This window comes from Azospirillum sp. 11R-A, assembly GCF_049472615.1.
GTDB classification, from domain to species: Bacteria; Pseudomonadota; Alphaproteobacteria; order Azospirillales; family Azospirillaceae; genus Azospirillum; species Azospirillum palustre.
On the sequence record NZ_JBCEBL010000010.1, the window covers coordinates 96840 to 115182 of the forward strand.

General features: G+C 67.3%; 18 protein-coding genes and 1 riboswitch. Of the genes, 14 read left to right on the forward strand and 4 right to left on the reverse strand.

From position 1 onward, the window contains the following. The first annotated feature begins 52 nt into the window (after positions 1-52). The 11 genes from dusB to VH569_RS15845 all read left to right on the forward strand — a co-directional run bounded on the left by dusB (position 53) and on the right by VH569_RS15845 (position 12119). Positions 53-1039, forward strand: a complete 987-nt coding sequence (dusB, locus tag VH569_RS15795) for a tRNA dihydrouridine synthase DusB (RefSeq protein ID WP_423316193.1) — start codon at positions 53-55, stop codon at positions 1037-1039. Beyond that, positions 1039-2253 (forward strand): two-component system sensor histidine kinase NtrB, encoded by a 1215-nt coding sequence (locus VH569_RS15800; RefSeq protein ID WP_423316194.1) that lies wholly within the window; start codon positions 1039-1041, stop codon positions 2251-2253. Before dusB ends, VH569_RS15800 begins: the two co-directional genes overlap by 1 nt. After that, positions 2253-3698, forward strand: coding sequence for a nitrogen regulation protein NR(I) (ntrC, locus tag VH569_RS15805; protein WP_423316195.1), 1446 nt, complete (start codon positions 2253-2255; stop codon positions 3696-3698). The genes VH569_RS15800 and ntrC overlap by 1 nt, the downstream gene beginning before the upstream one ends. Positions 3699-3934: 236 nt before the next feature. Next, positions 3935-6253 (forward strand): ATP-binding protein, encoded by a 2319-nt coding sequence (locus VH569_RS15810; RefSeq protein WP_423316196.1) that lies wholly within the window; start codon positions 3935-3937, stop codon positions 6251-6253. Continuing rightward, positions 6243-7643 (forward strand): sigma-54-dependent transcriptional regulator, encoded by a 1401-nt coding sequence (locus VH569_RS15815; protein ID WP_423316197.1) that lies wholly within the window; start codon positions 6243-6245, stop codon positions 7641-7643. The genes VH569_RS15810 and VH569_RS15815 overlap by 11 nt, the downstream gene beginning before the upstream one ends. Before the next feature lie 93 nt (positions 7644-7736). Then, entirely contained in the window at positions 7737-8465 is a 729-nt protein-coding gene (locus VH569_RS15820; RefSeq protein WP_423316198.1) for an HAD family hydrolase, read from the forward strand. A 61-nt stretch (positions 8466-8526) separates the two neighbouring features. Then, the gene (gene hfq, locus VH569_RS15825; protein WP_012974114.1) at positions 8527-8775 is read left to right on the forward strand and encodes an RNA chaperone Hfq; all 249 of its coding nucleotides are present in this window, start codon (positions 8527-8529) and stop codon (positions 8773-8775) included. Positions 8776-8827: 52 nt separating this feature from the next. Continuing rightward, the gene (gene hflX / locus VH569_RS15830) at positions 8828-10108 is read left to right on the forward strand and encodes a GTPase HflX (protein ID WP_423316284.1); all 1281 of its coding nucleotides are present in this window, start codon (positions 8828-8830) and stop codon (positions 10106-10108) included. Positions 10109-10272: 164 nt separating this feature from the next. Further along, positions 10273-10581, forward strand: coding sequence for a hypothetical protein (locus tag VH569_RS15835; RefSeq protein WP_109049893.1), 309 nt, complete (start codon positions 10273-10275; stop codon positions 10579-10581). 132 nt (positions 10582-10713) lie between these two features. After that, positions 10714-11310: a hypothetical protein gene (locus VH569_RS15840; protein ID WP_423316199.1), complete on the forward strand. Its 597-nt coding sequence runs from the start codon at positions 10714-10716 to the stop codon at positions 11308-11310. Then, complete coding sequence (locus VH569_RS15845; RefSeq protein WP_423316200.1) at positions 11307-12119, forward strand: inositol monophosphatase family protein; 813 nt, start codon at positions 11307-11309, stop codon at positions 12117-12119. The genes VH569_RS15840 and VH569_RS15845 overlap by 4 nt, the downstream gene beginning before the upstream one ends. 43 nt (positions 12120-12162) lie before the next feature. Here VH569_RS15845 and VH569_RS15850 read toward each other — a convergent pair whose 3' ends face one another. The 4 genes from VH569_RS15850 to VH569_RS15865 all read right to left on the reverse strand — a co-directional run bounded on the left by VH569_RS15850 (position 12163) and on the right by VH569_RS15865 (position 15567). Continuing rightward, on the reverse strand, positions 12163-12990 hold the full coding sequence (locus tag VH569_RS15850; protein ID WP_423316201.1) for a universal stress protein: 828 nt from the start codon (positions 12988-12990) through the stop codon (positions 12163-12165). Between the two features lie 122 nt (positions 12991-13112). Beyond that, positions 13113-14054 carry an ABC transporter substrate-binding protein gene (locus VH569_RS15855; RefSeq protein ID WP_423316202.1) on the reverse strand — a complete coding sequence of 314 codons (942 nt, stop codon included), beginning with the start codon at positions 14052-14054 and terminating at the stop codon, positions 13113-13115. A gap of 17 nt (positions 14055-14071) precedes the next feature. Continuing rightward, positions 14072-14839: an ABC transporter permease gene (locus VH569_RS15860; protein WP_423316203.1), complete on the reverse strand. Its 768-nt coding sequence runs from the start codon at positions 14837-14839 to the stop codon at positions 14072-14074. Then, positions 14836-15567, reverse strand: a complete 732-nt coding sequence (locus VH569_RS15865) for an ABC transporter ATP-binding protein (protein WP_423316204.1) — start codon at positions 15565-15567, stop codon at positions 14836-14838. Before VH569_RS15865 ends, VH569_RS15860 begins: the two co-directional genes overlap by 4 nt. A gap of 47 nt (positions 15568-15614) precedes the next feature. After that, positions 15615-15721: riboswitch (TPP riboswitch) on the reverse strand. Positions 15722-15841: 120 nt separating this feature from the next. Between VH569_RS15865 and VH569_RS15870 the strand changes: the two genes are divergently transcribed. From VH569_RS15870 to VH569_RS15880, 3 genes are all read left to right on the forward strand, one after another. Then, positions 15842-16969 (forward strand): acetoin utilization protein AcuC, encoded by a 1128-nt coding sequence (locus VH569_RS15870; RefSeq protein WP_423316205.1) that lies wholly within the window; start codon positions 15842-15844, stop codon positions 16967-16969. A gap of 72 nt (positions 16970-17041) precedes the next feature. Beyond that, entirely contained in the window at positions 17042-17776 is a 735-nt protein-coding gene (locus VH569_RS15875; protein WP_423316206.1) for a hypothetical protein, read from the forward strand. Further along, positions 17773-18327: a hypothetical protein gene (locus tag VH569_RS15880; protein WP_377809412.1), complete on the forward strand. Its 555-nt coding sequence runs from the start codon at positions 17773-17775 to the stop codon at positions 18325-18327. Before VH569_RS15875 ends, VH569_RS15880 begins: the two co-directional genes overlap by 4 nt. The last annotated feature ends 16 nt before the right edge of the window (positions 18328-18343 follow it).

Sequence of the window (18343 nt, forward strand, 5' to 3'; positions counted from 1 at the left end):
TGCCCAAATTGACGGCACTTTGTTGATTTGCCCATCAATCGGGCAGGTGAGAATGACCATACAAATCGGACCCATCACGCTCGCCGGACCGGTGATCCTGGCGCCCATGTCGGGTGTCTCCGACCTGCCGTTCCGCCGTCTGGTGAAGCGCGCGGGCTGCGGCCTCGTCGTGTCTGAGATGATCGCCAGCCAGGCGATGATCCGCGAGAACCGCCAGACCCTGCGCATGGTGGAAACCGAGCCGGAAGAGTTTCCGATGGCGGTCCAGCTCGCCGGCTGCGAGCCCGAGGTGATGGCCGAGGCGGCGAAGCTGAACGAGGACCGTGGCGCCGCGGTCGTCGACATCAATTTCGGCTGCCCGGTCAAGAAGGTGGTGAACGGCCATGCCGGCTCTTCCCTAATGCGGGACGAGGCACTGGCCGGCCGCATCCTGGAGGCGGTGGTGAAGGCCGTCAGCATTCCGGTGACGCTGAAGATGCGGCTGGGCTGGGACGAGACCAACCGGAACGCCCCCAACCTCGCCCGCATCGCCGAGCAGTGCGGCATCAGGATGGTGACGGTCCATGGCCGCACCCGCATGCAGTTCTACACCGGCACCGCCGACTGGACCTATGTCCGCCATGTGAAGGAGGCGGTGAAGATCCCCATCGTCGTCAACGGCGACATCGCCAGCTTCGAGGCGGTGGACCGTGCGCTCGCCGAATCCGGCGCCGACGGCGTGATGATCGGGCGCGGCAGCTATGGCCGCCCCTGGTTCCCGTCGCAGGTCATGCAGTATCTGCGCACCGGCGAGACGCTGCCCGACCCGCCGGTGCCCGAGCAGATGGACACGCTGCTGGAGCATTTCGACAGCATGCTGAGCCATTACGGCACGGACGGCGGCATCAAGGTCGCCCGCAAGCATGTCTCCTGGTACTCGACCGGCCTGCGCGGCTCCAACGAGTTCCGGCAGGAGGTCAACCAGCTGGGCGATCCCAACGCGGTGCGCGACCGCATCCGTGCCTTCTATGAACCGGCAATCGAAAGGATGGCCGCCTGATGGATCCCGTACCGATGACCGCTCCGGGCCAGCGTGGCCGCAACCGGTCGGGTGCCGCCAGAGCGCCGCGGCTGGACTCGCTGGTGGTGCTGAACAGCCTGCCCGATCCGGTGCTGGTGGTGGACGGCAATGGCGACATCCGCTTCGTCAATCTGGAAGGGCAGGAGTTCTTCGATCTGTCCGCCAACGCCATGGAAGGCATGCCGCTGCCGGAACTGCTGCCGCCGGACAGCCCGGTGATGAGCCTGATCGAACAGGTGCGCCGGGGCAGCCGCCGGGTGTCGCAGGACGGTGTCATCATCGACACGCCCCGCATCGGCCCGCACCATGTGACGGTGCAGGTGGCGACCATGGGCGACCCGCCCGACCATGTGGTGCTGACCATCCATGAGCGGTCGCTCGCCCGCAAGATCGACCATTCGCTGACTCACCGCCACGCTGCGCGCTCCGTCACCGCCATGGCGGCGATGCTGGCGCACGAGGTGAAGAACCCGCTGTCCGGCATCCGCGGCGCCGCCCAGCTGCTGGAGGAGAACGCCAGCGACCAGGACCGGGTGCTGACCCGCCTGATCTGCGACGAGGCCGACCGCATCGTCGCACTGGTCAACCGGATGGAGGTGTTCTCCGACGAACGGCCGCTGGAACGCGCCGCGGTCAACATCCACACCGTTCTGGAACATGTGCGGAAAGTGGCGCAGAGCGGCTTTGCCCGAAAAATACGCTTTGTCGAGCGCTACGACCCGTCATTGCCTCCTGTTTACGGCAATCGCGACCAACTTGTGCAGGTTTTCCTGAATCTGGTGAAAAATGCGGCAGAGGCTGCACCGGAATCGGGCGGCGAGATCACGCTGACGACCTCCTACCAGCACGGTGTGCGCATGGCGCTGCCCGGCGGGGACGTGCGCCGGCACCTGCCCCTGCTGGTGACGGTTCAGGATAACGGCGATGGCATTCCGGAAGACCTGCAGTCCAACCTGTTCGATCCGTTCGTGACCAGCAAAGTGAACGGGACTGGCCTTGGTCTTGCATTGGTGGCGAAACTGATAGGCGACCATGGCGGAACCATCGAGTTCGACAGCCAGCCTCGCCGGACCGTCTTCAAGGTGTCGCTGCCGATGTACGATGATTCGAAATACGATCAACCGAAGCTTTCCGGGGACTCGAAGATTTCTGACGCTGGCTTGCAGTCCAAGGGCGGCCGGGGGACTCGTTGATGAGCGCAGCGACCATTCTCATCGCGGATGACGACCGCGCCATCCGCACCGTCCTGACGCAGGCACTGGCCCGGCTGGGGCACGAGGTCCGCACCACCGGCAACGCCGCGACGCTGTGGCGCTGGGTGGCGGACGGGCAGGGGGATCTGGTCATCACCGACGTGGTGATGCCGGACGAAAACGGCCTGGACCTGATCCCGCGCATCAAGAAGCTGCGGCCCGAAATGCGCGTCATCGTGATGAGCGCGCAGAACACGCTGATCACCGCGGTGAAGGCGGCGGAGCGTGGGGCCTTCGAATATCTGCCCAAGCCGTTCGACCTGAAGGAACTGGTTTCCGTCGTCGAACGCGCGCTGAACACCAATACCCCGCCGGCCGCGATGCCGGGCGGCGACATGGAGAGCGAGGAACAGCTGCCGTTGATCGGCCGCTCGCCCGCCATGCAGGAAATCTACCGGGTGCTGGCCCGCCTGATGGGCACCGACCTGACGGTGATGATCACCGGCGAGTCCGGCACCGGCAAGGAACTGGTGGCCCGTGCGCTGCACGATTACGGCAAGCGGCGCAACGGCGCCTTCGTCGCCATCAACATGGCCGCCATTCCGCGCGAATTGATCGAATCCGAACTGTTCGGCCATGAGAAGGGGGCCTTCACCGGCGCCACCAACCGGTCGACCGGCCGGTTCGAGCAGGCGCAGGGCGGCACGCTGTTCCTGGACGAGATCGGCGACATGCCGCTCGACGCCCAGACCCGGTTGCTGCGCGTGTTGCAGGAGGGCGAATACACCACCGTCGGCGGGCGCACCGCGATCAAGACCGACGTACGCATCATCGCGGCGACCCACCGCGACCTGCGCACCCTGATCCGCCAGGGCCTGTTCCGCGAGGATCTGTTCTACCGCCTCTGCGTGGTGCCTATCCGCCTGCCGCCGCTGCGCGAGCGGACGGAAGACATTCCACTGCTGGTCCGCCATTTCCTGAATCTCGGCATCAGCCAGGGACTGCCGGCCAAGAGCATCGACCAGGCGGCGATGGACCGGCTGAAGCGCTATCGCTGGCCCGGCAACGTCCGCGAACTGGAAAACCTCGTCCGCCGTCTGGCCGCGCTCTATTCGCAGGAGGTCATCGGGCTTGACGTGGTGGAGGCGGAACTCGCCGACGCCACCCCGGCCGCCCAGCCGGTCGAGGAACCGCAGAGCGAGGGCCTGTCCTCGGCCGTCGAGCGCCACCTGAAGGACTATTTCGCCGCCCACAAGGACGGCATGCCGTCCAACGGCCTGTATGACCGGGTGCTGCGCGAAATCGAACGGCCGCTGATCTCGCTGAGCCTGTCGGCGACCCGCGGCAACCAGATCAAGGCTGCACAGCTGCTCGGTCTGAACCGCAACACGTTGCGCAAGAAGATCCGCGACCTCGATATCCAGGTGATGCGCGGCATCAAATAAACCGCGTCCCGTGGCGCGTGCGGGGAGGCCCGCGGCAGCGGCCGATCCGTGCCAAAATTGTGACACAGCCCGGTCAGGGGCGGCGGGCAAACCGCCGTCCATTGGTCACTTAAAGCCTTCTGCACCTCGTCTGACGCCTTCTGGCGTAGGCTGTGCTGTCCGAAAGGCAGATTCGTTGAGGCTTGGCAGGGCCGCAACAGAGGTGTATCTTTCCGGCAACAGATTAGCGCCGGATCATGCCACCGAATTCCGACATTGCAGCAGCCGGCCAAAGGCCGGTCTGGCAGAAGATTCTCCAATGGTCCAGGCGGGTCGGCCTGGGCAAGCGGCTGGCCTTTGCCCTGTCGCTGGCGGCCTTGGCCGCCGGGTTCGCCACCTATGCGGCGATGACGGAAAGTGCGCCGTTCGGTCAGGCCAACCCGCGGACCGTCACGCTTCTGCTGACGCTCGACCTTGCGATCCTGCTGACGCTGGGCGTGCTGATCGCCCGGCGCATCGTCGCCATCCTGATCGGGCGGCGGCGCGGGCTGGCCGGGTCGCGGCTGCACACCCGGCTGGTTCTGGTGTTCAGCGTCCTGGCGGTGGCGCCGGCCATCATCATGACCGTCTTTTCCACCCTGTTCTTCTACGTCGGGGTGCAGAGCTGGTTCAGCGACCGTGTCCGCACGGCGGTGAATGAATCCCTGGTCGTCGCCAGCGCCTATCTGCACGAACACCAGCAGAACATCCGCGCCGACGCCCTGGCGATGGCCAACGATCTGTCGCAGGAGGCGCGCTTCTCCAGCGACCCCGAGCGGTTCGAACAGGTCGTCGCCACCCAGGCGATGCTGCGCACCCTGTCGGAAGCGATCGTCTTCAACGGCACCACCGGCGCCATCGTCGCGCGGGCCGGCTATACCTTCACCCTGGAATTCGAGCCGATCCCCGAAGACAAGATCCAGCAGGCCCGAACCGGCGAGGTCGCGCTGATCGTCAAGGAATCCGACGACCGCGTCCGCGCCCTGGTCAGCCTGGACCGGGTATCGGACACCTTCCTCTATGTCGGCCGCATGGTGGAGCCGCGGGTGCTTCAGCACATGGCCTCGGCCGAGGGGGCGGTGAAGGAATATACGGCGCTGGAGAACTCGCGCGGCAGTCTGCAGGTCACCTTCACGCTGATCTTCCTGGTGGTGGCGATGCTGCTGCTGCTGGCGGCTGTGTGGGCCGGATTGAACTTCGCCACCCGGCTGGTCCGCCCGATCAGCGCGCTGATCGGGGCCGCCGAGCGGGTGCGCGCCGGCGACCTGACCGTCCGCGTGTCGGAACCGCCGGGCGAGGACGAGTTCGTCCTGCTGTCGCGCGCGTTCAACCGCATGACCACCGAGATCGAGGGCCAGCGGCGGGAGCTGCTGTCGACCAACCGGCTGCTCGACGAGCGCCGCCGCTTCACCGAGACGGTGCTGTCCGGCGTGTCGGCCGGCGTGCTGGGTGTCGATGCCGACGGCGTCATCAACCTGCCGAACCTGTCCGCCGCCCGCCTGCTGGGCGAGGAGGATCCGGAGCGGATGATCGGCATGTCGCTGGTCGAGCTGCTGCCGGATATCGGCGACCTGCTGGAAAACGCGCCGAAGAAGCCCGGCCGCGTGGTTCAGGACCAGATCCAGATCCGGCGTCCGGGCAAGACGACGCTGACCCTGCTGGTCCGCATCGCAGCGGAGATGCGCGACGGCACCGTGCGCGGCTATGTCGTCACTTTCGACGACATCACCGAACTGGTGTCGGCGCAGCGCAAGGCGGCCTGGGCCGACGTGGCGCGCCGCATCGCGCATGAGATCAAGAACCCGCTGACGCCGATCCAGCTGTCGGCCGAACGGCTGCGCCGCAAATATCTGAAGGAGATCTCCAGCGATACTGAGGTCTTCACCATGTGCACCGACACCATCGTCCGGCAGGTCGACGACATCCGCCGCATGGTGGACGAATTCTCCGCCTTCGCGCGGATGCCGCAGCCGGTGATGAAGCCGGTCAACATCAACGATCTGGTCCGGCAGGCGGTGTTCCTGCAATCGAGCGCCCATTCCGGCAAGATCCGTTTCGACACGCGGCTGCCGTCCGGGCCGTTGACGGTGGCCTGCGACAGCCGGCAGATCTCCCAGGCGCTGACCAACCTGCTCCAGAACGCCGCCGACGCCATCGAGGGGCGCACGTCGCCGGCCGACGGCGCCGATCTGCCACCTGGAGAGGTGGCGATTGCAGTCGAGGATGACGGTGAGAAGGTCGTCGTCACCGTTCAGGACAACGGCAAGGGCCTGCCCGGCGGCGAACAGCGCGACCGGCTGACCGAACCCTATGTGACGACGCGGGCCAAGGGCACCGGGCTGGGGCTCGCCATCGTCAAGAAGATCATGGAGGACCATGGCGGCGTGCTGACCCTCGAGGACCGCGAAGGCGGACCCGGGGCGCGCGTGACCCTGGTCATTCCACACCCGGTTACGGTCGCGAACGACGCGGGCGGCCGTGACGACAGGCCGGCGGAGACCGGCGGAGAGATGAGGCACGAAGCCCATGGCGCATGACATTCTGATCGTCGACGACGAAGCCGATATCCGGATGCTGATAGCCGGCATCCTGAACGACGAAGGCATCAAGACGCGCGAAGCCGCCGACGCCGATCAGGCCTTCGCCCAGGTGGCGGCGCGCCGGCCGAGCCTCGTCGTGCTCGACATCTGGCTCCAGGGCAGCCGGCTGGACGGCCTGCAAATCCTGGAACAGCTGATGCGGGATCATGCCAACCTGCCGGTCATCATGATCTCCGGCCATGGCAACATCGAAACCGCGGTCCAGGCGATCAAGGTCGGCGCCTACGACTTCATCGAGAAGCCGTTCAAGGCCGACCGCCTGCTGCTGATGGTGGACCGCGCCATCGAGGCGGCGCGGCTGAAGCGCGAGAATCAGGAGCTGAAGCTGCGCGCCGGCGGCGACGCGGAGCTGATCGGCAAGTCGTCGGCGGTCAATCAGGTTCGCCAGTCCATCGACAAGGTGGCGCCCACCGGCAGCCGCGTCCTGATCTCCGGCCCGCCCGGTGCCGGCAAAGAGGTGGTCGCCCGGCTGATCCATGCCCGCTCCCGCCGGGCCGGCGGTCCCTTCGTCGGGCTGAACTGCGCCACCATGCGGCCGGAACGGCTGGAGATGGAGCTGTTCGGCACCGAGGCCGGCGTCGATGGTCCCGGCCGCAAGATCGGTACCTTCGAACAGGCCCATGGCGGCACGCTGCTGCTTGACGAGGTCGCCGACATGCCGCTGGAGACCCAGGGCAAGATCGTCCGCGCCCTTCAGGAGCAGGTGTTCGAGCGCGTCGGCGGCGGACAGCGGGTCGAGGTGGACGTGCGCGTCATCGCCACCTCCAACCGCGACCTCCAGGCGGAGATCGAGCAGGGGCGCTTCCGCCAGGATCTATTCTACCGCCTGTCGGTGGTGCCGATCCGCGTGCCGTCGCTGGCCGAGCGGCGCGAGGACATCCCGGTGCTGGCCCGCCATTTCATGCAGCGGTCCGCCGAAGCGTCCGGCCTGCCGACCCGCGAATTCGGCGAGGACGCCATGGCCGCCTTGCAGGCCTATGACTGGCCGGGCAACGTGCGCCAGCTGCGCAACGTCGTGGACTGGCTGCTGATCATGGCCCATGGCGACCCCAAGGAGTCGATCCGCGCCGACACCTTGCCGCCGGAGATCGGCGCCATCACGCCGACGGTCCTGAAATGGGACAAGGGCGGCGAGATCATGGGCCTGCCGCTGCGCGAAGCCCGCGAGGTGTTCGAGCGCGAATATCTGCTGGCCCAGGTCACCCGCTTCGGCGGCAACATCTCCCGCACCGCGTCCTTCGTCGGCATGGAACGCTCCGCCCTTCACCGCAAGCTGAAGTCGCTGGGCGTCCATGGCAGCGAGAAGGGGAAGATGTTCCTCGAGTGATCGGTGGGGGAGATTTTGCCCCAACCCCAGCCCCTTCCCTGCTCGACGGGGGGAAGGGGGCTTCTGCAATGACAATCTACTCGAGAAATCTCCTTGTCCTCCCCCATCACCCTGCCGCGCGCCGTCATCTATGACTGGGACAACACCCTGGTCAGCAACTGGGACATCGTTCGCGAGGCGCTAAACCATGCGCTGGTGTCCTTCGGCCTTGCCCCCTGGGGGCCTGAGGAGGCGCGCGAGCGGATCAAGGCATCGCTGCGCGACAGCTTCCCGCGCATTTTCGGCGAGCGCTGGACCGAGGCGCGCGACCTGTTCTACGCCTATTTCGCCGCCCACCATCTGGATGGGCTGACGCCGCTGCCGGGTGCCGAGACGCTGCTGCGCCATTTCCACGGGCGGGGTGTCTATCAGGCCGTCGTTTCCAACAAGAACGGCAAGTTCCTGCGGGCGGAGGCCGACGCGCTGGGCTGGACCCGGTATTTCGGCAAGCTGGTCGGCGCCCAGGATGCCGAGTTCGACAAGCCGCACATCGCCCCCGTGCGGATGGCGCTGGAGCCGGCGGGGATCGCGCCGGGTGGAGATGTCTGGTTTCTCGGCGATGCCGACATCGATATGGAATGCGCCCATGGCGCCGGTCTCGTTCCGGTGCTAATAGGGCTGGGCGAGGGGAGTGGCTTCGACCGGTTCCCGCCCGCCCATCGCCACACCGACTGTACGGCGCTTCACCGCGTCCTGTATGGCTTGGTGGACGGCAATGGTGATACCATATCCCTGCAAACGGCTGTCGAGACGGTACCAACGCGGACCACACCTACACCGTGAAACGGGGAGCGGACCGCCTAGCAAAGGGGTCCCAAGAACATTGAAGAAGGGGGCATGAAAAATGTCTGAAAAAAGCCAGAACGTGCAGGACGTGTTTCTCAATCACGTCCGTAAGAACAAGACTCCCGTAACCGTCTTTCTCGTGAACGGCGTGAAACTCCAGGGCATCATTACTTGGTTCGACAACTTCTCGGTACTTCTGCGGCGCGACGCGCATTCCCAGCTCGTCTACAAGCACGCAATCTCGACGGTCATGCCGGCCCATCCCATTCAACTTTTCGAGCCGCCCAAGGAAGGTGAAAGCGTCTGATCCCTTGACCAATGGTAACGGCGCGGCCCCTGACGGCGCCGCGCGGGCCATCGTGGTCCACCCCGTCCTCCGCAGTGAGGCGGACGGGGACATGCGCCCTCCCGAATCGCGGCTTGAGGAAGCGGTCGGTCTTGCCCAGGCCATTCAGCTGGACGTCGTCCATGCCGAATGCGCCAAGGTGAACCGGCCGCAACCGTCGACCCTGCTCGGCTCCGGCACGGTGGAGCATCTGGCACAGGTGGTGGAAGAGGCCGAGGCGACTCTGGTCATCCTCGACCATGCCCTGTCGCCGGTGCAGCAGCGCAACCTCGAGCGGTCGCTGAAGGCCAAGGTCATCGACCGCACCGGCCTGATCCTGGAGATCTTCGGCGCCCGCGCCCGGACGCGCGAAGGCATGCTCCAGGTCGAGTTGGCCTCCCTGACCTACCAGAAATCGCGTCTGGTGCGGTCCTGGACCCACCTGGAACGGCAGCGCGGCGGCTTCGGCTTCCTCGGCGGTCCCGGCGAATCGCAGCTTGAGCTCGACCGCCGCCTGATCGGCGACCGGATCATCAAGATCAAGAAGGAACTGGAGGAGGTGCGGCGCACCCGCGGCCTTCACCGCAAGGCCCGTGCGAAGGTGCCTTATCCGGTGGTGGCTCTGGTCGGCTACACCAACGCCGGCAAATCGACGCTGTTCAACCGGCTGGCGAACGCCGACGTCTTCGCCCAGAACCTGCTGTTCGCCACGCTCGATCCCACCATGCGGCAGGTGACCCTGCCGTCGGGGCGCAAGGTGATCCTGTCGGACACGGTCGGCTTCATCTCCGACCTGCCGCACGGCCTCGTCGCCGCCTTCCGCGCCACGCTGGAGGAGGTGGACGCCGCCGACATCATCCTGCATGTCCGCGACATCGCCCACATCGACAGCGACGCCCAGAAGGCCGATGTCCATGAGGTGCTGTCCGACATGGGTATCGACCCGGAGGCGGACGACCGGGTGATCGAGGTGCTGAACAAGATCGACGCGCTGGACGAGGAAAGCCGCGCGGCGATCCTGGTCCAGACTGGCCGCAATCCGCGTGCGGTGGCGGTTTCCGCCCTGTCCGGCGAGGGGATCGACAATCTCGACCGCCTGCTGGATCAGCGGATGAACGTCAACCGGCAGGTCGTCGACCTCTCGGTCGGCCTTGACGACGGTGCGGCGCTCGCTTGGCTCTACGCCAGAGGCGAGGTGCTGGACCGGCGTGACGACGAGGAACATGCGCATCTGCATGTCTCCATCGACCCCGTCGATCTCGCCCGGTTCGAAAAACGGTTCCAGTCCGACAGTCAGGCTGAACCGCAACCTTAGGCAGTGCGGCCGGGTGTCCTGGCTAAACGGAAAGGGGTGTGGACGGTGTCTATGACCTGTTGCACCCCACTCCGGTCTTAAGACGAATGCGGCGTGGTTATTTCCCCGTTGGGGTCCGATGATGGGAAAGGAGCGGTCGTGCTCCCCCTTGAGGAGGACTGCCAATGCGGTTGCAAACCGATCCGTCGTGCTTCTCGATTACGGCATTTCTCGCCGATCAGGTAGCTCTCGTCGCCCGTCAGGAGAATCTGCCGCCGGGTGCGGCCCTGCTGCGCCTGCAGGAGCTTTCGCGCACGCCGGAAGGCCGTGCCACTCTGATGCATCTGATCGAGGCCGCCGGCGAGCGGGAACCGAACGCCGATGAGGCCGCGAAGATTTCGGCGATCTGCCGTGAGCTGACCGCCTGGGGCTATGGCGGCTTCACCGGTGGCCCCCGCCATGAGTCTCGCCACGATCAGCGCGCTGCGGCATGACGGTGATTTGACACATGCTTGAGGGATGACGGCGCCTGCGATGGCAGGTCATAATGAGCCGTTCGCCATCGCCGCGGTCCCGAATTGCTCCGTTCCCCTTCCCGAACCATCCTGACCGGTGCCGGCCGTCTGATGCCGGCGCTGCCGCTTTTGCTGGCATTCGTCCAGCCACTGGCGGCGGCGGAGCCGCTGCGACCGGGAATGCCGCTGCCGCCCGGCTATGTGGAAGAACCGGAGACCCCGCCCGAGGACCCGCTTCCTCCACCGCCGAAACCGCTGTCGGTGGCGCCCGACGAGCCGCAGGTCGTCGCGCCCGATGCCGCCGGTCTGCTGAAGGACTGCAAGCAGCAGACCTTCACCGATTGCTTCCGCCTGTGGCAACCCCCGCCGCCTCCACCGCCGCCGGAACCTGAGAAGGATACCGCTGCGGCGCCTCCGCCTCCGCCGCCACCCGACCCCAAGGCGCCACGCCAACCGGCGCAGGGCGGTCCTGTGCCGCCGCCGCCAGCCGATGCGGCCAAGGAAGCCGCCGCGGCAGCAGCCGACCGCGCCACCTTCGATGCGCTGTCGAAAGCGCTGAAGGACAGTGGGCTGGACGGCAAGGTGCTGCTGACCGACCCGAAGGGTGGCGATCCCCTGCTGAAGCTGGACAGCGTGCCCGGCAGCAAGCCGGCGGCGAAGCGCTGCCCCTCTCCGAACCCAAGCCGCAAAAGGGCCAACCGACCATGACGGGTTTCCCGCTTCCCGACATCGACCGCGTCGCCGATCTGATCCGCTCCGTCGCCCGGACGGAGATCATGCCCTATTTCCAGAAGCTCGACGCCGCCGGCATCCGGCAGAAGACCGGCCCGACCGATCTCGTCACGCTGGCCGACGAGGCGGCGGAGCGGGCCTTGACCCCGGCGCTGTCGGCGCTGCTGCCGGGCAGCCGCGTCGTCGGGGAGGAGGCTGCATCGGAGGACGAGCGCGTGCTCGACCGCATCCATGGCGACGATCCGGTATGGATCATCGACCCGGTGGACGGCACGATCAACTTCGCCCAGGGACGGCCGATGTTCGCGGTGATCGTCGCGCTTGCCTGCAAGGGCGAGACGGTCGCCGGCTGGATCCACGATCCGGTCGACGGCCGGATGGCGGCGGCGGTGAAGGGGCAGGGGGCCTGGCTCGACGGTCGCCGCGTCCATGTCGCACCGGCCGTGCCGTTGCCGCAGATGGTCGGAGCACTGTCCACGCGCTTTTGCAGCGCGGAGATGGGGCGCCAGTTGGAAGAGCGCAGCGTCGGGCTGGCTGACCGCGTGTGCCTGTCGAGCGCCGCCCAGGAGTATCTGCGCCTGCTGGAGGGGCGGGCGCATTACTCGCTCTATCACCGGCTGATGCCGTGGGACCATGCGGCCGGCGTCCTGCTGCATGCGGAGGCCGGCGGCTATTCGGCGCTGATCGACGGGACGCCCTACCGGCCGGGGCTGCTGAATGGCAGCCTTCTGCTGGCGCCCGACCGCGAAAGCTGGCAGGCGCTGCACGGACAGCTGTTCGGCTGAGTGCGTGTTGGGTGCAGGAGGGCGACAGCCCTCCCGCGCCCCTTCAATGCGCCAACAGCACCGGCAGAGCCAGCCCGTCCAACACCGTGCGGGTCGCCCCGCCCAGCACCAGTTCACGCAGGCGGGAGTGGCCGTAGGCGCCCATCACCAGCAGGTCGGCGCCCTGGTCGGTGCAGCAGGACAGGATCATGTCGCCGACCTCTCCGCCGGACGCGATGACCGACTGCGGACGGGCGGCGATGCCGTGGCGGTGCAGCCAGTCGACCAGGGTGGCGGCTTCCCTGCTCTGTTGCCCGAGCGGTTCCACAGTCAGCACGGTGACGGACTCTGCCGCCTCCAGGAAGGGCATGGCGGCGCGGACCGCACGCGTGGATTCGCGTGTGTTCTTCCAGGCGATCAGCACATGGCGGCCGATGGGGGCCGCGGCCGGCTGCCTCGGCGGCAGGACCAGGACCGGCGTTGCGGTCTCCAGCGGCAAACGGTCGGGGATGTGGTGCAGCGACACCCGCTCGCCCGCCCGCACCGCCGCGGATTGCGCGACGACGATCAGGTCGGCATAGGCGGCGCGCTCGGCCAGCAGATCGACGTGGTCGCCCTCTTCGACCGTCCAGTCGTAGGGCAGTCCGTCAAGCGACTTGCGGACCTCCTGCTCGATCCGCTCGGCATTCTCGTGGGCGATTGCGGTCGCCTCCGCCATGAAGCCGTAGGAGGCGGCGCGGCCGGTGGCGCCCGCCGGCATCGACACCGGGGTGGCGATGTAGAGCGCCTGGATATGGGCGGAGAAACGCTTGGCCAGGGCCGCCGCCACCGCCAGACGGCTGGCGTGGGCGTCGTCGTTGGCCATGTGCAGCAGGATGGTCTTGATCGGCATGCCCTCGCGTCTCCCAACATTATGATCGGTCCACCATCAGCCGGCGGAGCGGTTTCCCTCTAGGTAACGCTCCGCCGGGGTCGATGGCAATGTCGGTGGATGGCAGGGGCCGTGGGAGACCGTTACTTCACCACCACCGCATACTGGTCGACCGGCGCCACCGCCTTGATCAGACCGCGGGCCTTCAGGAACTCGGCGAAGCGGGTGTAGCGCTCGGCATCCAGCGCGGCCGGGCTGTGGGAGAAGCGCGGCAGCGTGTCGGCCCAGGCGCGGCGGTTCAGCTCGTCGTTCAGTTCGGGCCGACCCTTGACGAAGGCAGCCTGCGATTCCTCCGGATGGTTCAGGATGTAGAGCGTCGCCCGCTCCACCGCCGCCAGGAAGCGCTTGAAGCGCGGGTCGTTCACCTTGTCCTTGCGGGCGACCAGAATCAGTTCGTCATAGGGCGGAACACCCTCTTCCTCGGGATAGAAGGCGCGGCCGGGGTGCTTCTCGATCTCCATCTGGTTCAGTTCGAAGTTGCGGAAGGCGCCGACCACCGCATCGACCTGGCCCGACAGCAGCGATGGCGAGAGGGAGAAGTTGACGTTCACCAGCTCGACGTCCTTCAGGCTCAGCCCCTGCTTCTCCAGCATGGCGCCCAGCAGAGCGTCCTCGAAGCCGGCGATGGAATAGCCGACCTTGCGGCCCTTCAGATCCTTCAGCGTCTTCACCGGCCCGTCGCGCAGCACGACGACGGAGTTCAGCGGCGTGGACACCAGCGTGCCGATGCGGACCAGCGGCAGCTCCTCCGCCACCTGCAGGATCAGCTGCGGCTGGTAGGAGACGGCGATGTCGGCGCCGCCGGCCGCCACCAGCTTCGGCGGGTCGTTGGGGTCGGCCGGGGCGGTCAGGGTGACCTCAAGCCCGGCATCCTTGAAGAAACCCTTCTCCTGCGCCACCACCAGCGGGGCGTGGTCCGGGTTGACGAACCAGTCCAGCATCACGGACAGCTTGTCCTGGGCCAGCGCGGGAAGCGAGGTCATCAGGCCGGCGGCGATCAGGCCGGCGGTGAAAAGATGCTTCATCGGGTGTCTCTCCCCCTTCAAGGGTTGGCGTCTTCGGCAGGTTGGGTATCGGGTTGCCAGGGCAGGGCACGGCGGGCCAGCGCATCGACGGCGGCGTACAGCGTCACCGCGAACAGCCCCAGCACCAGCACGGCGGCGAACAGAAGATCGATCTGCATGCGGGCATTGGCGTGCAGCATCAGGTAGCCAAGTCCGGAGGACGACCCCACCCATTCGCCGATCACCGCCCCGATGGGCGCCACCGCGGCGGCCACCCTTACGCCGGACCAGAAGGCGGGCAGGGCGGCCGGCAGGCGGATGCTCCACAGGATCGCGGCGGGCGAGGCGCCCATGGTGCGGGCAAGGTCGAGCCAGCCGGGATCGGTGCGCCGCAGCCCGTCGAACAGCGCGGTCGTTACCGGGAAATAGATGACCAGCACCGCCATGGCGATCTTGGACGCCATGCCATAGCCGAGCCACAGCACCAGCAGCGGCGCCAGTGCGAAGACCGGGATGGCCTGGCTGACCAGAAGCAGCGGCATCAGCCAGCGCCGTGCCGTGCGGAACCGCGCGAGCAGCAAAGCGCTGACCCCGCCCAGCGCCACGCCGGCCACCAGCCCGATCAGAATTTCGGCCAGCGTGGTCAGGCCATGGGTCAGCAGCAGAGGGGCCTGCCGCTGCATGGCGTCCGCCACCGCCAGCGGACCGGGCAGCAGGTAGCGCGGCAGCCCGGTGGCCCAGACCAGCGCCTGCCAGCCGGCGACCAGCACCAGCAGGGTGATCGCGCCGCGCAGTAGCGCCTTCATTCCGCCAGCCTCCGCAACAGTTCGGCCTGATGCGCCAGCAGGTCCGGATCGTCGACCCGGCGCGGCACCGGGCCGGAGGGCTCCAGCGCCGGCCCCATGATGGCCGGCCGGCCGGTCATCACATGCAGGCGGTCGCCGATACGCAGCGCCTCCAGCGGGTCGTGGGTGACCATCAGGACGGTGCGGCCGGCCAGCGTCTCCGCCGCCGTTTCCTGCAAGCGCAACCGGGTGATGGCGTCGAGCGCGGAGAAGGGCTCGTCCATCAGGACCAGCGGCTTGTCCTCCATCAGGGTGCGGGCCAACGCCACGCGCTGCTTCTGCCCACCGGACAGGGCGGCGGGACGGTCGCGCTCGCGCCCCGCCAAACCGACGCGATCCAGCAGCGCGCGGGCCTGCTCCACCCGCGCCGGATCGGGACGGCGGTGGCGCAGCCGGTCGCCGAGCAGCACATTGTCGAGAACGGTCAGCCAGGGCAGCAGCAGGTCCTGCTGCGCCATGTAGGCGATCCGGCCGGCCAACGGCCGCCGGTCGCCGGTGACCACCTCGGTCGGCGGCTCCGGCTCGGCCAAACCTGCAAGGATGCGCAGGAGCGTGGTCTTGCCGACGCCGCTCGGCCCCAGCAGGCAGGTGGTCCGCCCGGCCGGCAGCTCCAGCGTCAGGTCGGAGAACAGGAGCGTGCCGCCATAGGTCAGCCGCGCGCGCGCGATGGTCACCGAAAGCGGCGTCATCGCAGGCACGCGGGCATGCATCGTGGAGTGGCGGAGATGGAAAGGGTGCGGTCCCGCATCACTGATCCCTACGCCGGCATGAACCGGATCAGGTTCCAGGGGTCGTCCCGCAACAGGACCTCTCAGCCGCCCATCGGCTCCCCCCAGTGAAGGCGGCGACTATAGGCGCGGACGATCCGTGACCGCAAGCATTGCCGGATGCCGCTTCCAGCATGCGGAAGCGGGCGGCTTGACCGCACCGCCGCGGCGCCTAGTTTCTGACGGGCATCGAGGAGTGCCCGTCCTGACCACGCCCTTTCGCACACCGCTGTTCATCGGCGGGGAAATCTACCGCGGCTCGACCTATGGGCCGAAGCATCCGCTGGCGATTCCACGCGTGTCGACCGCCATCGACCTCAGCCGCGCCATGGGCTGGCTGCCGGACGAGGTCTATCTCGACACCCATGTGGCGAGCGAACGCGAACTGGCGCGCTTCCATACCGCCGACTACATCGCCGCGCTGAAGCGGGCGGAGGCCGAGCAGCGGGTCGACGAGGCGACCGCCACCCGCCACAATCTCGGCAAGCTGGAAAATCCCGTCTTCGCCGAGATGTACCGGCGGCCGGCCCATAGCAGCGGATCGGCGTTGCAGGCGGCCAGGATTCTCGGCGACCGGCCGGCCGGTCTTGTCTATGCGCCGGCCGCCGGGACGCATCATGCGCGGCGCGACCGGGCCAGCGGCTTCTGCTATTTCAACGCGCCGGTTCTCGGCATTCTGGAACTGATCGACCATGGGCTGGAGCGGGTCCTCTATGTCGATCTCGACGCCCATCATGGCGACGGGGTGGAGGAGGCCTTCGCCGACGACGACCGGGTGCTGACTGTGTCGATCCATGAGGATGGGCGCTGGCCCTACACCGGCAAGGCGGAGGAACGCGCCGGCGGCATGGCCCGCAATCTGCCGGTGCCACCGGGCTTCAACGACAGCGAGATGGAGCATGTGATGGAGGCGGCGGTCCTGCCGCTGGCCCGTGCCTTCCGTCCGCAGGCGATGGTGATCCAGACCGGTGCCGATGCCTTGGCCGAGGATCCGTTGAGCCGGCTGGAGTTGTCCAACCGCGCGCTGTGGGATGCTGTGGCGGCGCTGCTTCCGCTGGCGCCGCGGGTTCTGGTGGTCGGCGGCGGCGGCTATAATCCCTGGTCGGTCGGGCGTTGCTGGGCCGGGATCTGGGCGGTGATGAACGGCATCGATCCCGCCGTGCGGCCGACGGCGGAGGCGGTGGCGGTGCTGCGCGCCCTGACCTGGAACCGCGCCGCCGGCCGCAATCCGCCGGACCATTGGTTCACCACGCTCGGCGACGAGCGGCGTCCCGGACCGGTGCGGGACGCGGTGAAGCGGGTGGCTGAGACTGCCATGTCCTGAAGGATGGCGCTGTCCTGACCCACAGCCGGCCGACTCATTCCGACGAATTTCGAACCAACCTGTGACGATTCGTTGACGGGGTCGGATTGTTCGTTGATTCTCTTTTTTACTGCGCCGGTGCAGCTTCCGCGTCGGGTGATGCGGGCTTCGGCAGGATTCGCGGGCAGGATTTGCGGTAGGAGGACGGCCGGGCGGATGTCGAACACGACGCTGTTCCTGATCGCCATCGTCATCATCATGCTGGCTGCCGTCCCGGTCGCCATGATGCTGAAGGATTTCCTGCCGAACATCATGGAAAAGAGCAGCGGCCTGGATCAGGTCGAGAACCGCATCTACGTCCTGCATGCCGAGGCGCAGGACCTTCAAAACCGGGTGAACCATCTGGTCCAGCGCCGGAACAGCCAGTCTTCCGACCGCAACCGGCTGGAAAGCGATATCCGCAAGGCGGAAAAGCAGGTCCGGGACCTCTCGGACCAGCCGCCGATGTTCGTGCATGAGGTCGGCGACCCGCAGGCCGGGCTGATGAAATTCGTCGCGACGGTGACGCAGGAGAAGGCGTCTGCCGCTGCCCGCGCCGCCGGTGAGCGGGCGCAAGTCAACCCCATCTGGCGCTGCACGAACGTGGCCGAGGTCTGGGCGTCCAGCTTCGACGAGGCCAAGCAGATGTGCGATGTGGCCTTCCCGTTCAAAATGGGTTTCCAGAAGACGTTCATGCGTGGCGATGCGCGGGCCGGAGGCAAGGCCGCCGGCAAGGGCGTGCCGACGCCGCCCGCCACCGCCCGGGCGAAGGTGGGCGGCGTCACATGATGATCAACTTCATCATCGTCCTGGCCATCGTCGCCATCGGTGCCTGGCTCGGCAACATCCTGATGAGCGTCGAGCAGAGGGTGTCGCAGGCGCGCCAGCGCGTCCGCGGCGTCCGCAACAACCTCGACAAGCTGGATGCCACCATCCACCGCCTGCATCGGGAGGAGGAGACCCTCCATGCCGAAATCGAGGAACTGACCCGGGAGATGGTGGAGCTGCGCAAGAAGCAGACGGAGGTGCAACAGCGCCTGACCGAAGCGCAGTCGAAGCGTCGTCCGCAGATCCTGATCCTGACCGACCGGCGCAATCCCGGCGACAAGGAATGGCTGGTCACCGTGGTGAACCAGCAGATCGGCGAGATCGATGCTGCCCACCCTCTGGCCGTCGAATGGGCACGGGGGCGCCAGTATCTCGTCTGGGCGGAGTCGGACCGCGAGGCCGGCGAACGTGCCAACCGCCGCTTCAGCGCCCGGCCCGGCTATCAGGTGCGGTCGGTGGCCCCGGTGAAGGAAGATCTCTACAGCGCCAGCCCGGCCCAAAGCGCCGCGTAGAAGAGCGCCCCGCAGA